This is a genomic window from Parasedimentitalea psychrophila, assembly GCF_030285785.1.
Taxonomy (GTDB): Bacteria; Pseudomonadota; Alphaproteobacteria; order Rhodobacterales; family Rhodobacteraceae; genus Parasedimentitalea; species Parasedimentitalea psychrophila.
The window spans coordinates 4,134,198-4,152,834 of the sequence record NZ_CP127247.1 but is presented as its reverse complement, the minus strand read 5'-3'; the positions used below and the strand labels follow the sequence as shown (position 1 = coordinate 4,152,834).

Annotated in this window: 14 protein-coding genes and 5 pseudogenes; 15 read left to right on the top strand and 4 right to left on the bottom strand. The window is 54.0% G+C overall.

The window, feature by feature from the left end; translation table 11 throughout:
• Positions 1 to 54: 54 nt before the first annotated feature.
• Positions 55 to 297 (top strand): recombinase family protein, encoded by a 243-nt coding sequence (locus QPJ95_RS24365; RefSeq protein WP_390922642.1) that lies wholly within the window; start codon positions 55 to 57, stop codon positions 295 to 297.
• Here the strand turns inward: QPJ95_RS24365 and QPJ95_RS20125 are convergent.
• Entirely contained in the window at positions 217 to 5,265 is a 5,049-nt protein-coding gene (locus tag QPJ95_RS20125) for a choice-of-anchor Q domain-containing protein (protein ID WP_270920950.1), read from the bottom strand. The genes QPJ95_RS24365 and QPJ95_RS20125 overlap by 81 nt on opposite strands.
• 252 nt (positions 5,266 to 5,517) lie before the next feature.
• Here QPJ95_RS20125 and QPJ95_RS20120 point away from each other — a divergent pair, with 252 nt between their 5' ends.
• The 7 genes and pseudogenes from QPJ95_RS20120 to QPJ95_RS20090 all read left to right on the top strand — a co-directional run.
• Entirely contained in the window at positions 5,518 to 6,405 is an 888-nt protein-coding gene (locus QPJ95_RS20120) for a sulfotransferase family protein (protein WP_270920951.1), read from the top strand.
• A 330-nt stretch (positions 6,406 to 6,735) separates the two neighbouring features.
• Entirely contained in the window at positions 6,736 to 7,152 is a 417-nt protein-coding gene (locus QPJ95_RS20115) for a hypothetical protein (RefSeq protein ID WP_270920952.1), read from the top strand.
• Between the two features lie 168 nt (positions 7,153 to 7,320).
• Positions 7,321 to 7,494 carry a hypothetical protein gene (locus tag QPJ95_RS20110; protein ID WP_270920953.1) on the top strand — a complete coding sequence of 58 codons (174 nt, stop codon included), beginning with the start codon at positions 7,321 to 7,323 and terminating at the stop codon, positions 7,492 to 7,494.
• Between the two features lie 353 nt (positions 7,495 to 7,847).
• Positions 7,848 to 8,015, top strand: a complete 168-nt coding sequence (locus QPJ95_RS20105; RefSeq protein WP_313851714.1) for an acylphosphatase — start codon at positions 7,848 to 7,850, stop codon at positions 8,013 to 8,015.
• A 147-nt stretch (positions 8,016 to 8,162) separates the two neighbouring features.
• Positions 8,163 to 8,333 (top strand): hypothetical protein, encoded by a 171-nt coding sequence (locus QPJ95_RS20100; RefSeq protein ID WP_286018193.1) that lies wholly within the window; start codon positions 8,163 to 8,165, stop codon positions 8,331 to 8,333.
• Positions 8,334 to 8,431: 98 nt separating this feature from the next.
• Positions 8,432 to 9,046, top strand: coding sequence for an IS3 family transposase (locus QPJ95_RS20095; protein ID WP_313860114.1), 615 nt, complete (start codon positions 8,432 to 8,434; stop codon positions 9,044 to 9,046).
• Positions 9,043 to 9,270, top strand: a pseudogene (locus QPJ95_RS20090) (IS3 family transposase); the annotation flags it as partial. The gene QPJ95_RS20095 and the pseudogene QPJ95_RS20090, both read left to right, overlap by 4 nt.
• Before the next feature lie 24 nt (positions 9,271 to 9,294).
• Here the strand turns inward: QPJ95_RS20090 and QPJ95_RS24360 are convergent.
• The gene (locus QPJ95_RS24360) at positions 9,295 to 9,393 is read right to left on the bottom strand and encodes a hypothetical protein (protein ID WP_390923850.1); all 99 of its coding nucleotides are present in this window, start codon (positions 9,391 to 9,393) and stop codon (positions 9,295 to 9,297) included.
• An 82-nt stretch (positions 9,394 to 9,475) separates the two neighbouring features.
• On the opposite strand from QPJ95_RS24360, the pseudogene QPJ95_RS20085 reads away from it, so the two are divergent.
• The 6 genes and pseudogenes from QPJ95_RS20085 to QPJ95_RS20060 form a co-directional block, all read left to right on the top strand.
• A pseudogene (locus tag QPJ95_RS20085) lies at positions 9,476 to 9,670 on the top strand (IS30 family transposase); the annotation flags it as partial.
• A 282-nt stretch (positions 9,671 to 9,952) separates the two neighbouring features.
• Positions 9,953 to 10,152, top strand: a pseudogene (locus QPJ95_RS20080) (transposase); the annotation flags it as partial.
• 226 nt (positions 10,153 to 10,378) lie between these two features.
• Positions 10,379 to 11,248: a glycosyltransferase family 2 protein gene (locus tag QPJ95_RS20075; RefSeq protein WP_270921216.1), complete on the top strand. Its 870-nt coding sequence runs from the start codon at positions 10,379 to 10,381 to the stop codon at positions 11,246 to 11,248.
• Entirely contained in the window at positions 11,245 to 11,967 is a 723-nt protein-coding gene (locus QPJ95_RS20070; RefSeq protein WP_270921215.1) for an FkbM family methyltransferase, read from the top strand. Before QPJ95_RS20075 ends, QPJ95_RS20070 begins: the two co-directional genes overlap by 4 nt.
• Entirely contained in the window at positions 11,964 to 12,773 is an 810-nt protein-coding gene (locus tag QPJ95_RS20065; protein ID WP_270921214.1) for a glycosyltransferase family 25 protein, read from the top strand. The genes QPJ95_RS20070 and QPJ95_RS20065 overlap by 4 nt, the downstream gene beginning before the upstream one ends.
• A gap of 687 nt (positions 12,774 to 13,460) precedes the next feature.
• Positions 13,461 to 14,521, top strand: a pseudogene (locus tag QPJ95_RS20060) (IS110 family transposase).
• Between the two features lie 521 nt (positions 14,522 to 15,042).
• On the opposite strand, the gene QPJ95_RS20055 reads toward QPJ95_RS20060, so the two are convergent.
• Together QPJ95_RS20055 and QPJ95_RS20050 are read right to left on the bottom strand one after the other, a co-directional pair.
• The gene (locus QPJ95_RS20055; protein ID WP_270921297.1) at positions 15,043 to 15,975 is read right to left on the bottom strand and encodes a hypothetical protein; all 933 of its coding nucleotides are present in this window, start codon (positions 15,973 to 15,975) and stop codon (positions 15,043 to 15,045) included.
• A 173-nt stretch (positions 15,976 to 16,148) separates the two neighbouring features.
• Positions 16,149 to 17,387: pseudogene (locus QPJ95_RS20050) on the bottom strand (IS30 family transposase).
• A gap of 243 nt (positions 17,388 to 17,630) precedes the next feature.
• Between QPJ95_RS20050 and QPJ95_RS20045 the strand changes: the two are divergent.
• On the top strand, positions 17,631 to 18,482 hold the full coding sequence (locus QPJ95_RS20045; protein ID WP_270921294.1) for an FkbM family methyltransferase: 852 nt from the start codon (positions 17,631 to 17,633) through the stop codon (positions 18,480 to 18,482).
• Positions 18,483 to 18,637: the final 155 nt, after the last annotated feature.

The window sequence follows — 18,637 nt, the reverse complement described above, 5'->3', positions numbered from 1 at the left end:
GCTCAATTCGCCGAAGACAACCGAGCAAGTGCTACTTCATCCAAGGAGGTTTGAATGCGTTTTGTTGGATATAGTCGTCATTCGACTGACAAGCAGAACCCGACTTCTGCAGAAGATCAACTGTACGATATCAAGGTCGCCGGCGAAGCAAAAGGCTGGGTGTTCGTCAGGGGATACGCAGACTCTGCTGTTTGCCAGGTAAATAGAAGACCACCCTCACACGAAAACGAAAATGTCAGCCAAAAGCTTGAGCGGGTCAACGTCGTCAACAATGACAACTTGGTCCAGGCTCGATAGGCTGCCCGAGTTATCATAATCGGCAACGATCTGAGTGTCGGCCCCGTCCATCGTCAGAAAGATGTCCCCTGGGTTTCCAAGGGGCCCGAAGCTGTCCCCGAGGTCGAGGAATTCGGTCTGGTTGCCCGCAGCGACGGCGCCACTCAAACCGACGTTCGCGTCGTCGATAAATTCGATCCGATCAGCGGAGATCTGGAAGTCGAGGATCTGATCCAAGTCAGGCTCTGCATTGGCAGAACTGATGTCGGTGGTGTTGAATAAAAAGACGTCGAGGCCGTTGCCGCCGCTCAGGGTATCGTTGCCCGGACCGCCCGACAGCTGGTCGTTGTCGGGAACTCCACGGCCTAGGAGGTCAATCTCGGTGATTTGGGTGGCGCCCACATTCTCGGACACAACGACCTCCTGGAACGTCCAGAACGTGTATGGATCGTCTGGATCCAACACCGTGGCACTGTAGTCACCCCACCGCGTCGTATCCGGATCGAAGCCACCAGCGCCTACGTAGGGAGCAACACCAGCCTTCAGAAGCACGGGTTCATCGAAAGTTATGGACCCATCTTGCGCCAACTTCGCCGTAACAGCATAACTGCTTACGAATTGACTTCCGCTGGAGCCATTATAACCAATTACGACATTCCCATAGTCGTTGACAGCAATTGAGCCGAAATAAAGATCCAACTCGGCGTCAGGGATTAAACCATCATTAAGCAATGTATTTGTTTCTGCGTCGATCTGAAACCAATGCAACGCTGCGCGACCGTTTTCCTCAACGTGATGCACTCCCCAGACGGACCCTTCCTGTAAAATCAGGTTCGTCAAAAAACGATTGTCAATTGTCTCCAGGTGTACATTCGTTCCAGGCTGTTGCGCATTTGGCGGAGGACCATAGATTTGATCAAAAATGACGCTATCAGGTACTTGGACATTTATTGAAGGGGAAGTTGCAGTTCCATTCACCGTGGCTACCTGTACCGAATTTCCCGCAATCCAGTTGAATGAGAATATCGGAAAAGGCATTCCACTATTGTCCAGGTCGACGATCGGCTGGTATTTACCGCGACCTGGATCGGGTTCTGCGAGCAAAAATTGCGCACTTTCAAAATTTCCATTATAGAGATCTTCTTTTGGAATGGTCAGCATCTCATTTGAAGTATTGACGACGACAATGTCCGCATTGAACCCTAAGGTCGGTAAATCTATACCAGCGTATTCTGCGGAAGCTAGCGAGAATCCTGCCCAGCCGTCAGTGGGATCTGCGGAAAGCGACGCTGCGAGCAGATATAAATTTGTCGTTCTTTGGAAAGCAGTAGCAATCCATCGTTCCGCAATGGGATCATACAAGATGCGCGGATCCACGGCAGAATCTAAAAGGGTTACTCCGGCGTCTCGCCAAAATTGATCTGTCGACTGAGCCTGAATAATATTTCCAGAAGTTTGATCATAGACCGCGAAACGTCCGTTGAGCATTTCGACGATATGGTCATTCCCGACCGCACCCATGGTGTCTGGAGGACGAAATGGAAGCTGTGACGTTAGCGTGCCTGTAAAGTTCAGCCCGAGTGTTGGGTTTGAGGGACCTCCAACCAGAATGTCGTTGCCGGGGCCGCCTGCAAGAATGTCGTTCCCTGAACCGCCTGAAAGAGTGTCGTTGCCGATGCCTGCATTGATGTTTTCGACCTCGGGCGTGCCCACGACGACGTTGTTGTCCGGCGTTCCCACCGGCAGGCCGATGAAGTCGACATAGTCGAATCGGGCTGGCTCGCTCCCGTCCTTTTGACCGATCACTTCGATAACGGAGCCGTTCTGAAGCGAGATGCCGAGGAGGTCACGGGTGGTGGCCGTTGTCGCATTGGCAAGCGGACTGCCGAGATCTTGGTTCCACACAAAGCTGTCGATCTCGACGCCATCAACCAGCAGTCGGAAGCTCGCCTCACCGTCGTTTTCGTCGAAATAGCCGATCTTGAGATCGTAGTTGCCGGTCGGTTGGTCGAAGGCGAAGCTCGCCCGCTTTTCGCCGCTACCAACGGCCTGGAGCACTGCGTCTCCCGACGCCGCCGAGAGCGACTTGGCTGTGTAGCTGGTCAGGATATCGAAATCCTCTGCCTCCTTCCGGAAGGACGCGGGCGGCGGCTGGTCATCGATGGCGACGGTGAACGCGGCCAAGTCGACGATACCCTCCGCTTCGTTGAATGCGGTATCGAAAACCTCTAGGACGTCGAGCGAAACCGAATAGATGCCATTGTCAGCGGGATCCCAGGTGCCGCCCGGGGCCGCGATCGTGTAGGTGACGGTGCGCGGAGTTCCGTCCGACGGTGTATCGACGGAGAAGCCTGTGACGTCCACGTCAATGCCGCCAGGTCCCGTCACTCTGATATCTTCCGTGTCGAATGACGAGACATCCAGCGCGACGTTATCCGAATAGGTTACCGTCACCTGTGTGGTGGCATCCCCTTGCTGCGCATTGCCAATGCCGGGTGCGGAAGCGGTGTCGACCTGCGGCGGCGTCGTATCCGTGACCTGACCGGTGGGGGCAAAATCGACATAGTCAAAGCGCAGCGGTTCGCCAGCATCCTTCATCCCAACGAATTCGATCACCTCGCCTTGACTGATGTTTACACCTTGGATCGTGTGGGTTGTGGCGGTCATATTGTCGGCGAATGCGCTGCCAAGCTCCTCATCCCACAACCAGTTGCCGATTTCGACGCCATCGACGAAGACGGCAAAGCTGGAGACACCATCGTTCTCGTCGAAATAGCCGATGGTGAGGCTGTAGGTGCCGGCCGGGCGGTCAAAGACGTAGGACGCACGTTGCTCTGCGCTCCCGTCAGCCTGCAAGACTTGGTTGGCCGAGGCCGAGGCGAGGTTCTTGACCTTGAACGCAACGTCGCGGGTGAGGTCCTCCGCCTCGATCCGGAAGGGTTCCGGCGGAGGACCCTGCTGCGCCTCAAAGGCGCCGAGGTCTGGCGCGACGTCGCGCGGAACGCCGCGCTGGTCCGCGGGCGTGGCGGTGGCGGGATTGGCTGCGCCTGCGGCCGGCCCACCGGCCAAGATGGCAACGGTTTCGGTCGGGCCACCATTGTCCGCAAGAAGGCCGCCGCCCGTCACCGGATCAATGGCCACAAAGACATCTGCCGGATCAAGGCCGCCGATGATATTCGGGCCGGTCTCGGTCATCACGCCGTAGGTTTCGCCCGGGGTGTTGCCGAGCACAATCGAATTGCCGATTTGAAGCGTTCCGATGTTAAAGACGCCTGCATTGTAATCCGCGACGCTGGTGTTGCCGGTCACCGTGCTGTTCAGGATCGTCATGTCGCCGCTATTTGAGACTGCGCCGCTATTCACGGCGACATAGTTGCCGGCGATGGTGACATTGGTGATGTCCGCCGTTGCGCCCGGGTCGTTGGTAATGGCTGCGCCGCCCTCCGCCAAACTCCCGGTGATCGTGCTGTCGCTGAGCGTGAGCATCCCGCGATTGGCGATGCCACCACCGGATTCGGACGCCGAATTCTCGGTCAGCATGGAATTGGACAGAATGAGGGTGCCGTCATTCAGGACCGCGCCGCCGTCCTCGCCCGACGCCCGGTTTTCCGACATCAACGCGTTGGTGAGCGTCAGTGTGCCTTCATTCCAGATCCCGCCGCCGCCAGGCGCAACGTTGCCCGAGATCACGACGCCGTCCAAGGTTGCTGTGCCTCCGTTGTTTCTGAGGCCCGCGCCCGAAGCAGTATTGGTATTGTTCAAGATGCTGCCGCCGGTCATGTTCAGCGTCCCGTCGTTATAGATCGCGCCCCGGATATGGTTCGTGAAATCGGACGACTGGATCGTGGCGGTGCCGCCGTTAAAGTTAGTCAGGCCACTTGTGTTTCCCGCGAACCGCGAGTCGAAAATCTCGAGGGAGCCATAATTAAACAGTGCCTGAGATGAGTTGTCGGTCGCAGTGACAGTCGAGAGGGTGAGCAGACCCTCGTTGAACATCGCGCCGGCTACGTTGAAGGCGACGGCCGTGTCTTCGAGTATCGTTGTCCCGCTATTGTAGAGGGCGGCGCCCCAAGTATTGCTCGTGTTTCCGGACAGGCTCGAATTGCGAACGGTGAGATTGGCCCCATAGCCGACGACAATCGCTGAGCCTTCATCGCCGGGACTGCCCGCACCGGTGACAACCAGACCGTCCAAAGTGGCCTCGGATGAGTCGCGGAAGGAGAAGACGCTATAGCTGTTGTCGGAATCAAATGGGTTTGCGGGCGCGTTCGTAATCGTCTTTCCGAACGGGTCAGTGGTGGTCACATCGTCGCCAAGGACGTCGCCCGAGACGATAATATCGGGCTGCCCGTCATCGTTCAGATCGCCATCGATTGTAAGGTCGGAGGTGATAAGGAGCGCACCTTGAGTCAGCCTGATGACATCCTGCGGCTCATCGTTGAAAACGTCGGTGTTGAAGGTAATCGTATTGGCGTCGGGATCCGCGTTTGCCATAGCGATGGCTTCACGCAGCGAGGTCAGGCCGTCTGAGGCATCGGTCACGTCGAGCGGCGTATCCACCTCGATGACATCCGTTCCCGGTCCGGTCAGCGTGAAGTCGATGTAATCCATGCGCACCGGCTCTCCGCCGTCGCGCATTCCCAATATCTCGAAGGTATCGCCGTCTTGCAACGCCACGTTTTCGATGCGGCGGACGGTATGCGTCTGCTGGTTGGCGAGGTGGCTGCCAAGTTCCTGATCCAGCACAAAGCTGCCAACCTCTATTCCGTTCACCAGAACTGTTAGCGTGGCCGAGCCGTCGTTCTCGTCGAAATGGCCGATGTCGAGGTCATAGATCCCGTCTTCGCCGGTAAAGGTGAACTGCGCCCGCGACTCCGGCGCCTTGCTCTCGGCTTTCAAGGTTTGACCGCCTGAAGCCGCGGCCAGGGTCTCCACTTTGAAGCCGTCAATGATGTTGAGGCTTTCCGCCTCCACGCGAAACATCGCCATAGCTTTCCTCCCCAGCTGACGAAACCGCCCCAGGGCAAGCGGGCGCACCCGCACCCCTCGGTCCTTCGCGCGACCGGCCTTTCAGGGCCAGGAGTTTACCTCACGCGCGTTGGATATCGGTTGATATAGGCCGATGCACAGGCCTTTCCAGCGTGGAACGATATGGCATGCGGGCCAATGGCCCTGCGGGGGCTGCATTTTGTGCGGCTGTCGCCTATGCTTTGACGAAGCTGTGTTCGGGGAGGACACGCCATGCAGACCATCCATTTCATTTCCGGTTTGCCGCGTTCCGGCTCAACGCTGCTGGCGGGCATCCTGCGCCAGAACCCGCGGTTTGCCGCGGCGATGACCGGGCCGGTCGGCGGGCTGGTGACGACCCTGCTGAACGCGATGAGTCCGCAAAATGAAACGGCTGTGTTTCTTGACGAGGAGAAAAGAAAACGGATTCTGCGCGCCGTTGTTCAGGCCTATTACTCGGACCAGTCTGGCAAGCAGGCGATCTTCGACACCAACCGATTATGGGCAGCCCAGTTGCCGCTTGTCCGGGCATTGTTTCCTCAGGCAAAGATGCTGTGCTGCGTGCGCAATGTCGCGTGGATCATGGACAGTTTCGAATGCCTAGTGCGGCGAAGCGCCTTTGAACCCTCCAGACTTTTTGCGTCCGCTGAAGAACGCGCCACCGTCTATAGCCGGACGGAAGCGCTAGCCCACCGGGGTCGCGTCGTTGGCTTCGCATACTCGGCCCTGAAGGAGGCATATTACGGCGAGCACTCCAGACACCTTCTGCTGATCGACTACGACATCCTAGCCAGCCAGCCCGAGGCCTGCTTGCGGTTGGTCTACAAGTTCCTTGGCGAAGAATGGTTCGCGCATGATTTCCAGAAGGTCGAGTATGACGCACCTGAATTCGACAGACAGCTCGGCGCTGCCGGATTGCACAAAGTGACTGGGCCAGTGCGGCACACACCGCGGACCACGGTTCTGCCGCCAGACCTGTACGAGCGATTTGACAAACTCACATTCTGGAACGATCCCAAGGGCACCTCGGCCTGGCGCATGCTCCATGAACCACAGCATTCTACCCAGCACGCTCAAACCCCAACAAGTTCCAGCGATTCCGGCCACGCGTCAGACCGGTAGCCGCTATCTCCCCCATTCAGAACATCTGCGCCGTTGCACCACTTAATATGTCGTTCCCGCCATGACCTGACAATGGATCATTTCCTATGGATCACCCGCCAAAACCTGCTCGGTCTGTGCAGCCAAGCCATGAAACCCACGCCGCATATTCGTCACGCGGGCTGTGAGCCAGATCTTTGCATCTGCCAAAAGGGGATCGTATGGCCAGTCCCCGCGCCAGTTCCAGAACAAAGCCCGCATCTACGCCATCACTGATGGATAGCTTGCGCCCATTCTCAAGCGTGATCTCAATACGTGCTTCGGGCAGTAGGGGGGCAATGTCGTTAGGTCTTGGCGCTTCGGACACCTCAACCCGAGTATCGGGCCTGTTTTGATCAATGGGTCACGTACCTGAAACGCGAAAAGCTGTTCGGCTCCGACGACCCGCTGTTTCCGCCTGCAAAGATCAAGCCGATTGACGGCGAGTTCAAAGTGGTGGGCCTTGAGCGGGAAACCTACAAGAACGCCAACGCCATTCGCACGGCGATCAAAGAGGCCTTCACCCGTGCCTATCTGCCGCCCTTCACGCCCCACGCGTTCCGCAAAACACTGGTGAAATGGGCCGACATTCGCTATCCAACTCGCGAAGCCTTCAAAGCCTTTTCGCAGAACATCGGCCATTCAAATGTCGTCACAAACGTAAGCGCATCCTGTCCAGTTTCGATTGAACGCCAGGCAGAGTTGATAGAGACGCCGGGCATTGGCTGATTAGCCGTTGTTCCTGACGTCACCAAAACCTACCTTGCCGAAAAATCAAAGGACCGCCCGTGTTTGAAAACGCCTTTAACAGCATCGACCGTGAATTGCGTAACGAAATTGCGTAACGAAGAGGGGTTGGCATCTGAGCTGGACTATGCCGATTAGACATCTTGGATTTTGTTCCTGAAATACCTCGATGACATCGAACAGGAACGCCAGGACGAGGCCGAACTGGAGGGTAGGGACTATGCCCCGACCTTGCCAACCGCAATGCGGTGGAAGACCTGGACCTCGGCCAAGAATGAAGATGGTTCAGACCGCAAAGACGTGCTGACCGGCGAAGACCTTTGACGAGGGGTTGGGATCGCTCTAAAATCTAGACAGCTGAGAGACAGAAATTCGCGGAATTCAAAACTTGGTGTGGTATGTATTGTGGTATTTTTCTGAAATCACATTGAAGAGTTGATTTAAGTCAATGCCTTGCTAGGTAAATGTGGCGGATGTCTGCCGCCATCACCCCTTTCAAATAGTTGAAAAAACACATTTATTTGGAGGGTCTATTTTCTACCCGCCAAACAGCCTGCCTAAAATTGGGCGCTGTTTTGTCTTGGCCTTTGTCATGTCCTCTGAGTGTTCAATCTATTGCTGCGTGGAGCAAAAAGCGTGGTAGATTGTTCTTCTATAAGGCAAAGGGGCAATTTCTCATGTCTGACATTGCTATCAAGGCTAGAATTGCAGGGCGTGTTCAAGGTGTTGCTTTTCGTGCATGGACACGCTCAGAAGCGCAACGACGCGGCCTGTCGGGCTGGGCCCGTAACGAGTCCGATGGGTCCGTCCTTGCCTTGTTCATGGGGCCAGCTAACGAAGTTTGAACCTCGTCCTTGTTCCCGGACATTGCGGTATTTTCCCCCTGTCCATGAAAGGGGCACTAAATGGGACAACAGCGACGGAAATATACGGACGATTATTAGGCTGCGGTAGTTGAATGACTTTATGAGCCTAGTGCGACGCAGGGTAGCGTGTCGAGCGAGCTTGGGATCACCGGCACACAGCTGAAGACGTGGAGGCTTGAGATTGAGGCGTTTGGTTCATCAGAAGCCAAGCGCCGTCAGAAGGCGGATGCCGCTGAACTGGCCCGCCTTCGCAATGAGAACAAGCGTCTTGCTGAGGAAGTGGAGATTTTGGATTGAGCCGGAACGGAGACCGATCCGGGGGATCGTTATCCCGGTGAAAGCATCCGCTTTTTTCGCAACGAGGGCGGTGAAACCATCCCTCTCGGGACATCGCCTTGCAATGCCCTGCCGGGCAGCGGACGAACAAGCACAGTTCCGTCACGGCCCACAAAGCGCAATATGCGGTTTCCACATTATGCCGACACCTCAAGATATCTCGGGGTTGGTTCTATGGCTTTCTGACCAGTCAGGACACCCGCGATCAGCGGCTTGTCATCCGTGAAGCGCGGGATCTGGAGTTGCTGCCAAAGATAAAGGCGTTTTTCAAAGCCAGCGGGAAATGCTATGGGTCCAAGCGCATTCATCAGGATCTAATGGCTGATGGTGAGATCGCTTCTGAGCGGCGTGTGGCGATAATAATGAAAGAAAACAAGGAGTCTCCGCTTCTGCGTAAGCGCCGAAAGCCCAAAACTACTGACAGCAAACACGACATGAAGCCTTCACCAAATCTACTGGAGCAGAAGTTCAACTGCCAGACGCCCAACACCGTTTGGCTGGCGGATATTACCTATATCGACACTCCCTCTCGTGCATTGCTGCGCAATACACTGCCGGGCAGTGGACAGGGGGAGCCAGTATGCAGGTGGGAAATACCGCAAGCTGATTGGCAAGGCCTCCATCACCCAATCCCCTCTCGTGCATGTGAACATGCACTGCCAGGCACTGCATGAGCCGCAAAGGAGAATGCCTGGATAACGCGCCAATGGAGAGTTTTTTGCTTCATTGAAAAAAGGAACTGGTGCATCGCCAGCGATTCAGAACGCGCGCTCAAGCCAAAGCTGCAATCTTCGAATACATTGAGGTCTTCTACAATCGCCAACGCCGCCACTCCAGTATCGGCTACAAAACGCCCCTGCAGGCATTTGAAGATACAACTTTGAAAATGGCCGCATAGGGTCAATAGTGAAACTGTCCGGTTTTAGGGACGAGGATCAGAGAATGTGTCTTGCCCATAGATAACATAGACCTCTCCAGCTTGTTCATTTCCGTTCGGGTCAGCCTCCCGCGCTCCGATCAACAAGTCGTCGTATCCATCCCCGTTGATGTCGCCAGCATTGGCTACACGGTAGGGTTTTGCGCAGCAATGTCCCGAGAGGAGAACGATTTATCGCAGCCTCCATGTTCAAACTCGTGGGGTTTTGAAGAAGGAATTGCAGGACTTCCTGCTTGGCCTGTGCGCCATCCGACGGTCCAGGCACACCGAGAAAAAGGGCCCTAAATTGCACAAAATCAAAGATGCAATTCCGATCAGTGAACGCCCACCTGAGGTCGAGGATCGCGCTGTTCCAGGCCATCATTGCCGGCAGGGAATGCGTAGCATTGGTACGACAGACAGAAGTGTCTTTGGTCGTGTTCGAGGCGATGGGTTTCTATCACCGGCTACTTGTAACGGGACTCGCAACGCAGGGCGCTCCCCTTGCGCAGGTCAATCTGCGCCAAGCCCGGCGGTTTGCAGAGCTGTTTCAAGCGGCCCAATCGGCTGATTACATCGATACAGCGCTTGATCCGAAAGTGCTCGCCCGTCGATATCAGTCTGATTTTTTGGGACTGCGCGTGTCAGCGGAACGCGAAGGTGTCGAGGGGCCGAGTTGCCCGAGGAGATAGCCGACTGGTCGCTGACCAGCCTACAAACCCGGCCGATCAAGATAGGTGCAAGGGTCGTTCGACATGCCCGTGCCATTACCTTCCAGCTTGCTGAAGTTGCGATCAGTGGAGATTTGTTCAATCGCATCTTGGCGGCGATCCAGCGCTGCGTGCACCGCCGGTTCCCGCATGACTGCGCCACCGATAAAACCTGAGCGAAAGCGGCTCCACAGGTCTGACCAAACGGGTGTCGAACAGACCAAAACCGGATCAATCCCGCCTCCGGGACCAGAAGTCATCCTCAAGTCACGTGGCAAGCGCCCTTATCACGGCACAGCAGGCCCTGCAGGCTTGATTTGGGCACAATATATTGACAAAACGCAAGGAAGGTATTTACTTGAGAAATGTCGGCTAAAGTTATGGATTTAAATCGAATTGGAGTTGTCACAGTCTGCTATCGCAGCATGGCAGTTCTCCCGCAGATGCTCGCATCGGTTCCGAATGGGGTACAGGTGGTTTTGGTCAACAATGCCGGCGAAGACGATGGCGGAGAGCTGGCTACTCTTGCGGCGAAGTACAGCGCCAAATTGATCTCTAATGACCAAAACAAAGGCTTTGGTGTTGCCTGCAACCAAGGTGCCGCAGAACTCGATACCGAATTTCTACTTTTTATCAATCCGGATGCAGCCTTAGCCGCCGACACTTTGACCCGCCTTTTGGCCGCGGCGGACACCTACAAAGACGCTTCAGCATTCAATCCACAGATTACTTCTCCGAATGGCGGGCAGCTTTTTAAGCGGAACAGTCATCTGTTTCCACGCTCTGACAAGATGCCACGCGGCTGGCCCGAGCAAGACAGAGAAGTCACCGTTTTGTCTGGTGCTGCACTACTTATTCGGCGAGCTGCTTTTGAGCATATTTCAGGCTTTGACGAGAATATATTTCTGTATCACGAAGATGATGATATTGCGCTACGCCTTAGAAAAAACGCTGGCAAGTTGATGTTTGTGCGTGATGCGATTGTGACTCACTTGGAAGGGCGGTCTTCTGTCCGTTCACCGGAAATCGCCGCTCTAAAAGCGTGGCATATGGCGCGATCGCGTGTTTATGCAACCCGCAAACACGGCCGCCCTGTTCCGCTTGCCAGAGCATTGAACTCCGCTTTAGGACAGCTACTTTCAGTCACTGTTTTGTTTTCGGAACGCAAGCGTTCTAAACAGGTCGCATATCTATGCGGCGTTCTAAGCACGTTCCGGGATGGCGGCGCAACGCGTGAGGCCAATAAATGACCAAGCTGACCAGGAAGGTTTGGCTCGCCGCGCATCACCTCGTTCATGGAGATCAATTTTCGGTACATGGTGTCAAGGTAACCGTTCCACATAATGTTGACCCCGAAATCCGCTACATGCTGGCACGTAAACGCCCATACGAGGTTCCTGAAGCCAAATTTGTTCAGACATATTTGTCCGCTGGAAATCATGTTGTTGAACTAGGCGGGTCGATTGGCGTCATCTCAACCCTCGTCAGGCACCAAATTGGGCCGGAAGCACTGCATATAATTGTAGAAGCCAACCCTGAACTGGCCGCAGTCTGTAAACATAATGCACGCGCCGAAGCGAAACCAAACTGCGTCGATGTGATTAAAGCGGCGGTGGATTATTCCGGCGAAGCGCAGGTGATGTTCGACTTTGGCCACAATGCACACACCGGACGGGTATCGTTACAGGGGCACCCAGTTCCGACCACCACGCTGGCCCAGGTGTCCAACCGCCTCCCAGATGGCCCAGTCGCACTTATTTGTGATATCGAAGGCGCAGAATTCGATCTTATCATTGCTGAAACCGAGGCCCTGAAACGGTTTGAATTGATAATTCTTGAAACCCATCCGCATGCCTACACAGACGGCCTGGAGAGCTTGGAAAAAATGCTAGGCCTCTTAGTCAGTTATGGGTTTGTCCAAACCGAAGACGCGGATGATGTCGTTGTGTTTACAGGTGTTAATCGATGAAAGTTCCAGGTTACTACATCAATCTAGATCGTGCCAAGAAACGTTCAGAGCATATGTTGTCGGAGGTAAGTAGGTTAAACCTACCGCTGACCCGTTTGCCTGCTGTTGACGGCACAAACTTAAGTCGAGAACAGATTGACGCTTTGCATCAGCCAGAGAAAGGCATGCACCGTTTATCCGGGCCAGAGGTTGGCTGCTTCCTGAGCCATCGCGCGGCGTGGGAAAAAATCGCGGCAGGCCAGCACAAATTTGGCGCTGTTTTTGAGGATGACTTAAAATTCTCCGATGATTCGAAAACCTTGCTAAACGATGATTCCTGGCTGCCGAGTGACGCTGATATAATTAAGATAGAGACCTACCAGCGCAAAGCGGTTGTTTCCCCCCCTTTTGTTGACGTTGGTAAGACCAGACAACTCGGCCGCCTTAAGTCGCGGCATCTAGGGGCTGGGGGCTATATCCTATCGCAAAGCATCGCCAACCGGCTCGTTGAACGCACCCAGAGGTTCAAAGTTCCGGTAGACTACCTCATGTTTGATGCGAAATATGCGATATTCCCCGAGATCACACCATGGCAGTTGTTTCCTGCGATCTGCGTTCAGCAAGTGCGCACACACCAGTCATTTTTGCCCGAAGGTGCTGAGAAATCCAGCTTGGACAGCGCCCGTAAAGTTCTCAAACTTAGAGGGTGGGCAAAGGTGCAACGGGAGCTTTCGCGCCCTGTTACAAATCTAAGCCGTGAATTTTCCGCCCGCTTGCACGCTCGGCAAGCGGGAGGAAAGTGGATGTTCATTAGGTACGAAGAGTGAAACTTTTACAAAAAGTTTAACCCGGCGCTTTGGTCTTGCGCAGATATGGAAAGATTGATCCTCGTCCCTAAAACCGGACTGATCCTCGCTCAAAAGCCGTTCCGGCTTGCGACGATTGCTATGGCCAACAAGTCAGCGCGAGTGATCTGGGCAGTTTTATCGAAAGGACAGCAATACAGGCAGCCAGTCGCATAGGCGACATGGCGGCCACGAGATGCAAGACGAATGAGGTGATGACGCGGCACAAGTCAACCAAGAGCCAGGACACTCCGGGAAGGTCACCGGCCCTTTGAGGTCGTTAAGCCGTTTGGATCCTCGCTTGCGGAAACCATCCACTGCCCGGCGGAGCATTGCGCAGCAATGTCCCGAAAGGGAAGGCCAGCAGTATTTTGAAAGTGGCGCACAAACAGGCCGGACAGACGACTGTACTGACAAAACGCTGCGAAATCGCCGAAAAACGCTTGCAATGCAGGAGCCATCCACAGAGGACCTTCAAGACGAAGTGCAGCACGGGCCAGACTGCGGCCAGATCCACCACTCACTACATCTTCGAAAACCCGGAACTAGGTCAGCTTACGGATGTCACTAAGGGCGGAAAGCAGATGGGGTGGATGGCTCCTGCTCCAACCGGCGTCGCTTTGCGCCATAAATCAGGTGTCGAAATCTGCGAATGAGGGGAGCCACCCAATGCAAGTTACAACAGTTGGCCTCGACCTGGCCAAGAACATCTTTCATGTGCACGGTATCACTGATGCAGGTGAAGTCGCATTCAATCGCCCGTTGCGCCGTGCGCAGGTGCTGGCATTTTTTAAGCGCCTTGATCCTTGTTTGGTCGGGATTGAAGCCTGCGGTACCAGCCATCACTGGGCGCGCGAGCTGAGCCAGGTGGGACATGAAGTACGGCTTATCCCGCCGATGTATGTCAAACCTTATGTGAAGCGCGGCAAGTCTGACGCGATTGATGCGGAGGCTATTTGCGAAGCAGTCACGCGGCCCACGATGCGGTTTGTTGAAATCAAATCGGTTGACCAACAAGCGCTTCTGTCCTTGCACCGGGCACGAAGTCTGATTGTTCGACAACGCACCCAATTGATCAATGCGCTTCGCAGTCTGTTGGCCGAGTTTGGTATCTACATTGCCCGTGGCCTCGCACGGGTGATCAGCTTTGCGCAAAGTGTGGTCGAAGGCGTTGAACTGGAACTTCCCACTATTGCGCAGGACGTGTTCCGCAATCTGTGCCAGCGGCTTGGAGCCCTTCATGAGCAGGTGAGATGGTATGAGACACGTCTGAGATTGGAGGCGAAGCGAGACGCGCGCGTGAGGCTCTTGCAAACAATACCTGGCGTCGGCACTGTCACGGCATCTGCGATCGCTGCTAGCATTGGCGATGGCCATCAGTTCAGGAATGGTCGAGAGTTTGCTGCGTGGATAGGATTGACGCCTGCCAACAAATCGAGTGGTGGGAAAGAGCGATTAGGCCGGATCACCATCCCTCTCGGGACATCGCATGGCGATGCCCTGCCGGGCAGCGGATGGGTGATCAATATCTGCGCCAGCTCCTTGTCGTAGGAATGACATCGCTTGTGCGACAGACTCGATCCCACCCGGAAAGGGCGAGTAAATGGCTAACAGCCCTTTTGGAACGCAAACCAGCACGCTTAGCAACTGTGGCAATGGCGAATAAAACGGCACGGATCGTCTGGGCAGTTTTGACAAAGAATGAGCCGTACACGCCGAGAACAATCTGAAAAGACCTAAACAACACGAGATAGCAAGACCTGCGAAGTGATGGTGCAAAAGTCAGCCGCAACAACCAAGACACCCCGTCGAATGTCCCGGGCGTTATTGCCCGCAAAGCAGAAAGGGACTTGGTTCGCGGAACCCATCCACTGCCCGGCAGGGCATTGCGCAGCAATGTCCCGAAAGGGAGGGCCAGCGGTCAAAACCGCGCAAACAGGCCGGACACAAGACTGCTTCTGACAAATGCGCGGATCACCGCAAAAATGTCTTGCTATGCAGGAGCCATCCACACAAGACTTTCGTTGCAATCCGATCAAACAGCAACTATGCGGACTTTTCTGACCTTAATGTGATTTGGCACAATCAGCGTTCGCAGCCATTTCCATTAAAAAGTCATCAATAGTTGCGAAAGATCCGCCGCTGATGGGCTGGACGTTCCAAGCCTATTGCGTCTACGAAACTGAGGTAACACCGACTTCAGTACTACACAAACTCGTTTGATCGGTGATGTCTCAGTTCAATCGCAGGTTCAGATTACCTCTATTCCTTGTAAGGCAAGCTTTTGCCTGAGCATGCTCACGAGGATAAAGAACTTACTTAAGACCGTTTTCTCGATATGTCTTGCCCCAGACTGTTTGATTTCGATGATGCTTTCTCTCAAACCATCAATCGAGGAGGCCATCGATTTTGTTCTTTCTATTTGCCGCTGATATACAAAACACCAGTCATCCACCTTCAGGTTTGATCGCGCGTAGAAATGGTCTCTGTCACCGGGCCGGACAATTTCCCCTCCTAATCTTCGAAAATCAGAAACCGTAATGCATCCCCCACAATAATACCAAGGCCACCTATTTCCGTGGTTAAAACAAGTGTTGAATGGAATAATATCGGAATCGATAGCAAAGGTAACACCGTCTTCTGACAAAGACATTGAAGCCATACTGGATTTCGGGGGAAAGTCGCTTTCAGTTCGATAGTCACGCCGGTGTAAGAGTTCGATTCCGTGCCTGATGAATGTTTCGTCTTGGTTAATATAAAAGTACTCCAGTGTTCGGTGTAAAACGTCTTTTTGGGGAGCCGACCCTCCAGTATCTATAAATGCCTTACCCAGTTCCTCCTCTAAGTTAATGGGGTTATCGGCGTGATTGAGGAAAACCCTATATGCATTCATGATGCCTTCGAAAATATCGACTTTCTTAGCCCTGCTCATTTGTTGCAGCAACGCTCCGTTATGGTGTCCTCTGTTCCAGTCGGCATGCGTTGGATGCCAGTCTCCAGCAGATTTCCCACACTCAAGGCATAAATAAAAAGTGAATAGGTCCAGGAATTTTTCAAATTTGTTTTCTGTTTCATCAAATAAGACGGGACGCCTTCGCCTCACGAAACTACTTTCCTGACGGAACTCATGGTAAGCGTGCAGATAAGATTTTGCTCGCTTTTTTATGGTCTCAATCACTTTCACTGCTTTCACCCATTTTTGGCATTTGCCGTTAAAAACGGTTTAGTGTGTCGCCCCCCGACTGTACAACCAACTTTCGAAATGAGATGTTTCACGAGTGAAGAGACGTAGCCAAATCTAAACGCGCCGTACAGTTTTTGGATTTCCTGGTTGAATGTCTTAACTGGGCTGCGGTTTCAACTGGTGGACGCAACACAGGCCTCAAATTTCTCTGCTGATGTCTGATATTGCAAGGTCTTTCTCGGCCGCTCGTTGAGTTGGCGTGCGACAGCGCTGAGTTTGGCTTGGCTGAAGCCAGATATATCAGTACCTTTGGGGAAGTACTGTCTGAGAAGGCGGTTGGTATTTTCGTTGCTCCCGCGTTGCCACGGAGACTGAGGATCACAAAAATAGACGTCGATCTTTGTGGCGATGGTGAACTTTCGATGCCCCGCCATCTCTGATCCGCGATCCCAAGTCAGGGATTTGTAGAGCTCCTTGGGAAGCTTTCGTGCTTGTTTGATCAGGGCTGTCGTCACGCTCTGGGTGTCCTTGTTCGCGACTTTGGCCAGCATCACGAAACGGGAATGGCGTGCAACCAGCGTCGCGATGTAGCTGTTGTTCGATCCCGCGATCAAATCGGCATCCTATTAGCTGACAGGTGATGCTTGCATCACCGAGAGGCCTGTGGCCGGGAACGGCACGATCTTCGACCTCGGCTGGGCGTTCGCTAATCGAAACAGCATTTTTGATTTTGCGCAACTCAAGGCCCTTTTGAGTGGCGTGTCTGGAGCGTCGGATCGCACGTGGGCTGCGCAGACATTCCTGTAATTCCTTCTTTAAAACCCCTCGGGTTTGGACATAGAGGCTGCGATATATCGTTCTCCTCTCGGGACATTGCTGCGCAATACCCTGCCGGGCAGTGCATGTGACACGCGGTTTTTCTCTTCATCAGGATATTTGCGTTTGAGCCACCCTGCAATTTGCTGCGGTGACCATTTCCGACGCAGCTTGCGCGCTATCAACTGGCACAATGGATCGTTGAACGAGAGCTTACACAACTTGGGCCGAATTGCGCAGTCCCAGGCGCGCTGGTCTGGTTGGGTGGCGCGATAGGCTTGGCGTCCGCCATTCCTGCGAACTTCTCGGCTGATTGTCGAAGGCGACCGGTTCAGGCTTTGCGCGATTGAACGAAACGACTGCTTTGCGACAAGCCCACGGGAAATCTCCTCCCGTTCAATGAGGCTCAGGGTCCATCGCGACCGTGTGCGATCAGCGGGCCGGATCCCACCAGTCCGCGCCAAATGAGGGAAAATCGAAGACGACGCACGATTGAAGTGACGTCCAATCGAACTCATTGACTCACCGCGTTGCCAGCGATCCCACATCTCGGACTTCTGTTTGTCCGTATAAAACGTCCGTGTGCGATACTTCATTCAAAACACTCCATCTTTCCATAAAGATTAAAGTGTTGCGACGACCCATTGAAACCACAGTAGAACGCGGACATCACTCGACGTTAATCGCTGCCACAATTGTCTTGGGTGTATCTAGAAACGCTGCGGATGTCGGTATTTGTGGCCAGACTGACGCGAGCCGTCTCCCCTCGAACACAGCTTCTGCGTTGCCCCCTAATTTGGCCAGATATACAGTCGCACTTCAATTCCAAAGGGAAGACCATGCAGACCATATTAAAACTTGCGACCAAGCACTGGCTGAGACGGTACAATAAAAAGCAAGCCACCCCCTCTGTGCGCGCGGTGTTATTGGGCGACGCTGTCAGCCTGCGTGTCATCATTGACGGCGTTTTTTCAGGGCCTGAAATCAAGGCTCTTGAGCAGTTTGTTTTCCCTCACCTTAAAGGGCATGCGATGGCGTTGGACATCGGGGCCAATATCGGGAACCACGCGGCGTCCTTTTCCAAATATTTCGGGAAAATCTTTGCCTTTGAAATCAACGAAGTTGTCTTTCACATCCTTCAATCCAACACCGTAGGGACAAACATCATTCCGGTCCATGTCGGGTTGTCGGATCAAGCAGGTGAAGTTTCATTTGCCGAAAATTTCGAGAATATGGGCGCCTCGCGAATTGAAGTGGGATCAAGTGATGCTGCTCAGCAAATGAAGGTGGTCCCCTTAGACACATTTGCGCGAGAAAACGCTTTGACGGATGTCTCGTTTGTGAAGATAGACGTCGAAGGCCATGAACTGCAGGTCTTAAAAGGCGGCGCGGCGTTTTTCCAAGAACAGCAACCGGTCCTTGCGTTTGAAGCGCATTTTGCCACTAACCCTTCAGAAGGCAAACGGGTCCAAGAGCTTCTGGAAAGCTATGGGTACTCCCATTTTTGGGAAATGGAGCTGCAGAGCCCATTCATGCGTAAGCTGAACGCCAATTGCCCAAAGCCGGTGGCACGTTTTTTGAAGCTGCTCATCAGTACACCTGTGCAAAAAAACTTGATGCTTTCACCGTGCGAACAGCTTGCAGGCAAGAAACGGGATTCGGTCATTGCATCGACTTTTGATCTTCGGTGATAGGCTCTTACTCCCGCGCCAAGAACGCTTTGGCCGGTCCTGTCAGATTAAATTGGCTTTAGGCGGGCGGGGCAGTCAGTTAGCGTTTCCGGATGATAAAAAACCCATTTCGTTACTTCAAAGCCTCGCCCGGGATCATCCGGCTGGCGGTAATT

Coding starts and splice junctions, on each gene's coding strand:
- QPJ95_RS20070 (WP_270921215.1), top strand. CDS start 11,245: ATGACCAAGCTGACCAGGAAGGTTTGGCTCGCCGCGCATCACCTCGTT.
- QPJ95_RS20075 (WP_270921216.1), top strand. CDS start 10,379: ATGGATTTAAATCGAATTGGAGTTGTCACAGTCTGCTATCGCAGCATG.
- QPJ95_RS20065 (WP_270921214.1), top strand. CDS start 11,964: ATGAAAGTTCCAGGTTACTACATCAATCTAGATCGTGCCAAGAAACGT.
- QPJ95_RS24365 (WP_390922642.1), top strand. CDS start 55: ATGCGTTTTGTTGGATATAGTCGTCATTCGACTGACAAGCAGAACCCG.
- QPJ95_RS20120 (WP_270920951.1), top strand. CDS start 5,518: ATGCAGACCATCCATTTCATTTCCGGTTTGCCGCGTTCCGGCTCAACG.
- QPJ95_RS20105 (WP_313851714.1), top strand. CDS start 7,848: ATGTCTGACATTGCTATCAAGGCTAGAATTGCAGGGCGTGTTCAAGGT.
- QPJ95_RS20125 (WP_270920950.1), bottom strand. CDS start 5,265: ATGGCGATGTTTCGCGTGGAGGCGGAAAGCCTCAACATCATTGACGGC.
- QPJ95_RS20045 (WP_270921294.1), top strand. CDS start 17,631: ATGCAGACCATATTAAAACTTGCGACCAAGCACTGGCTGAGACGGTAC.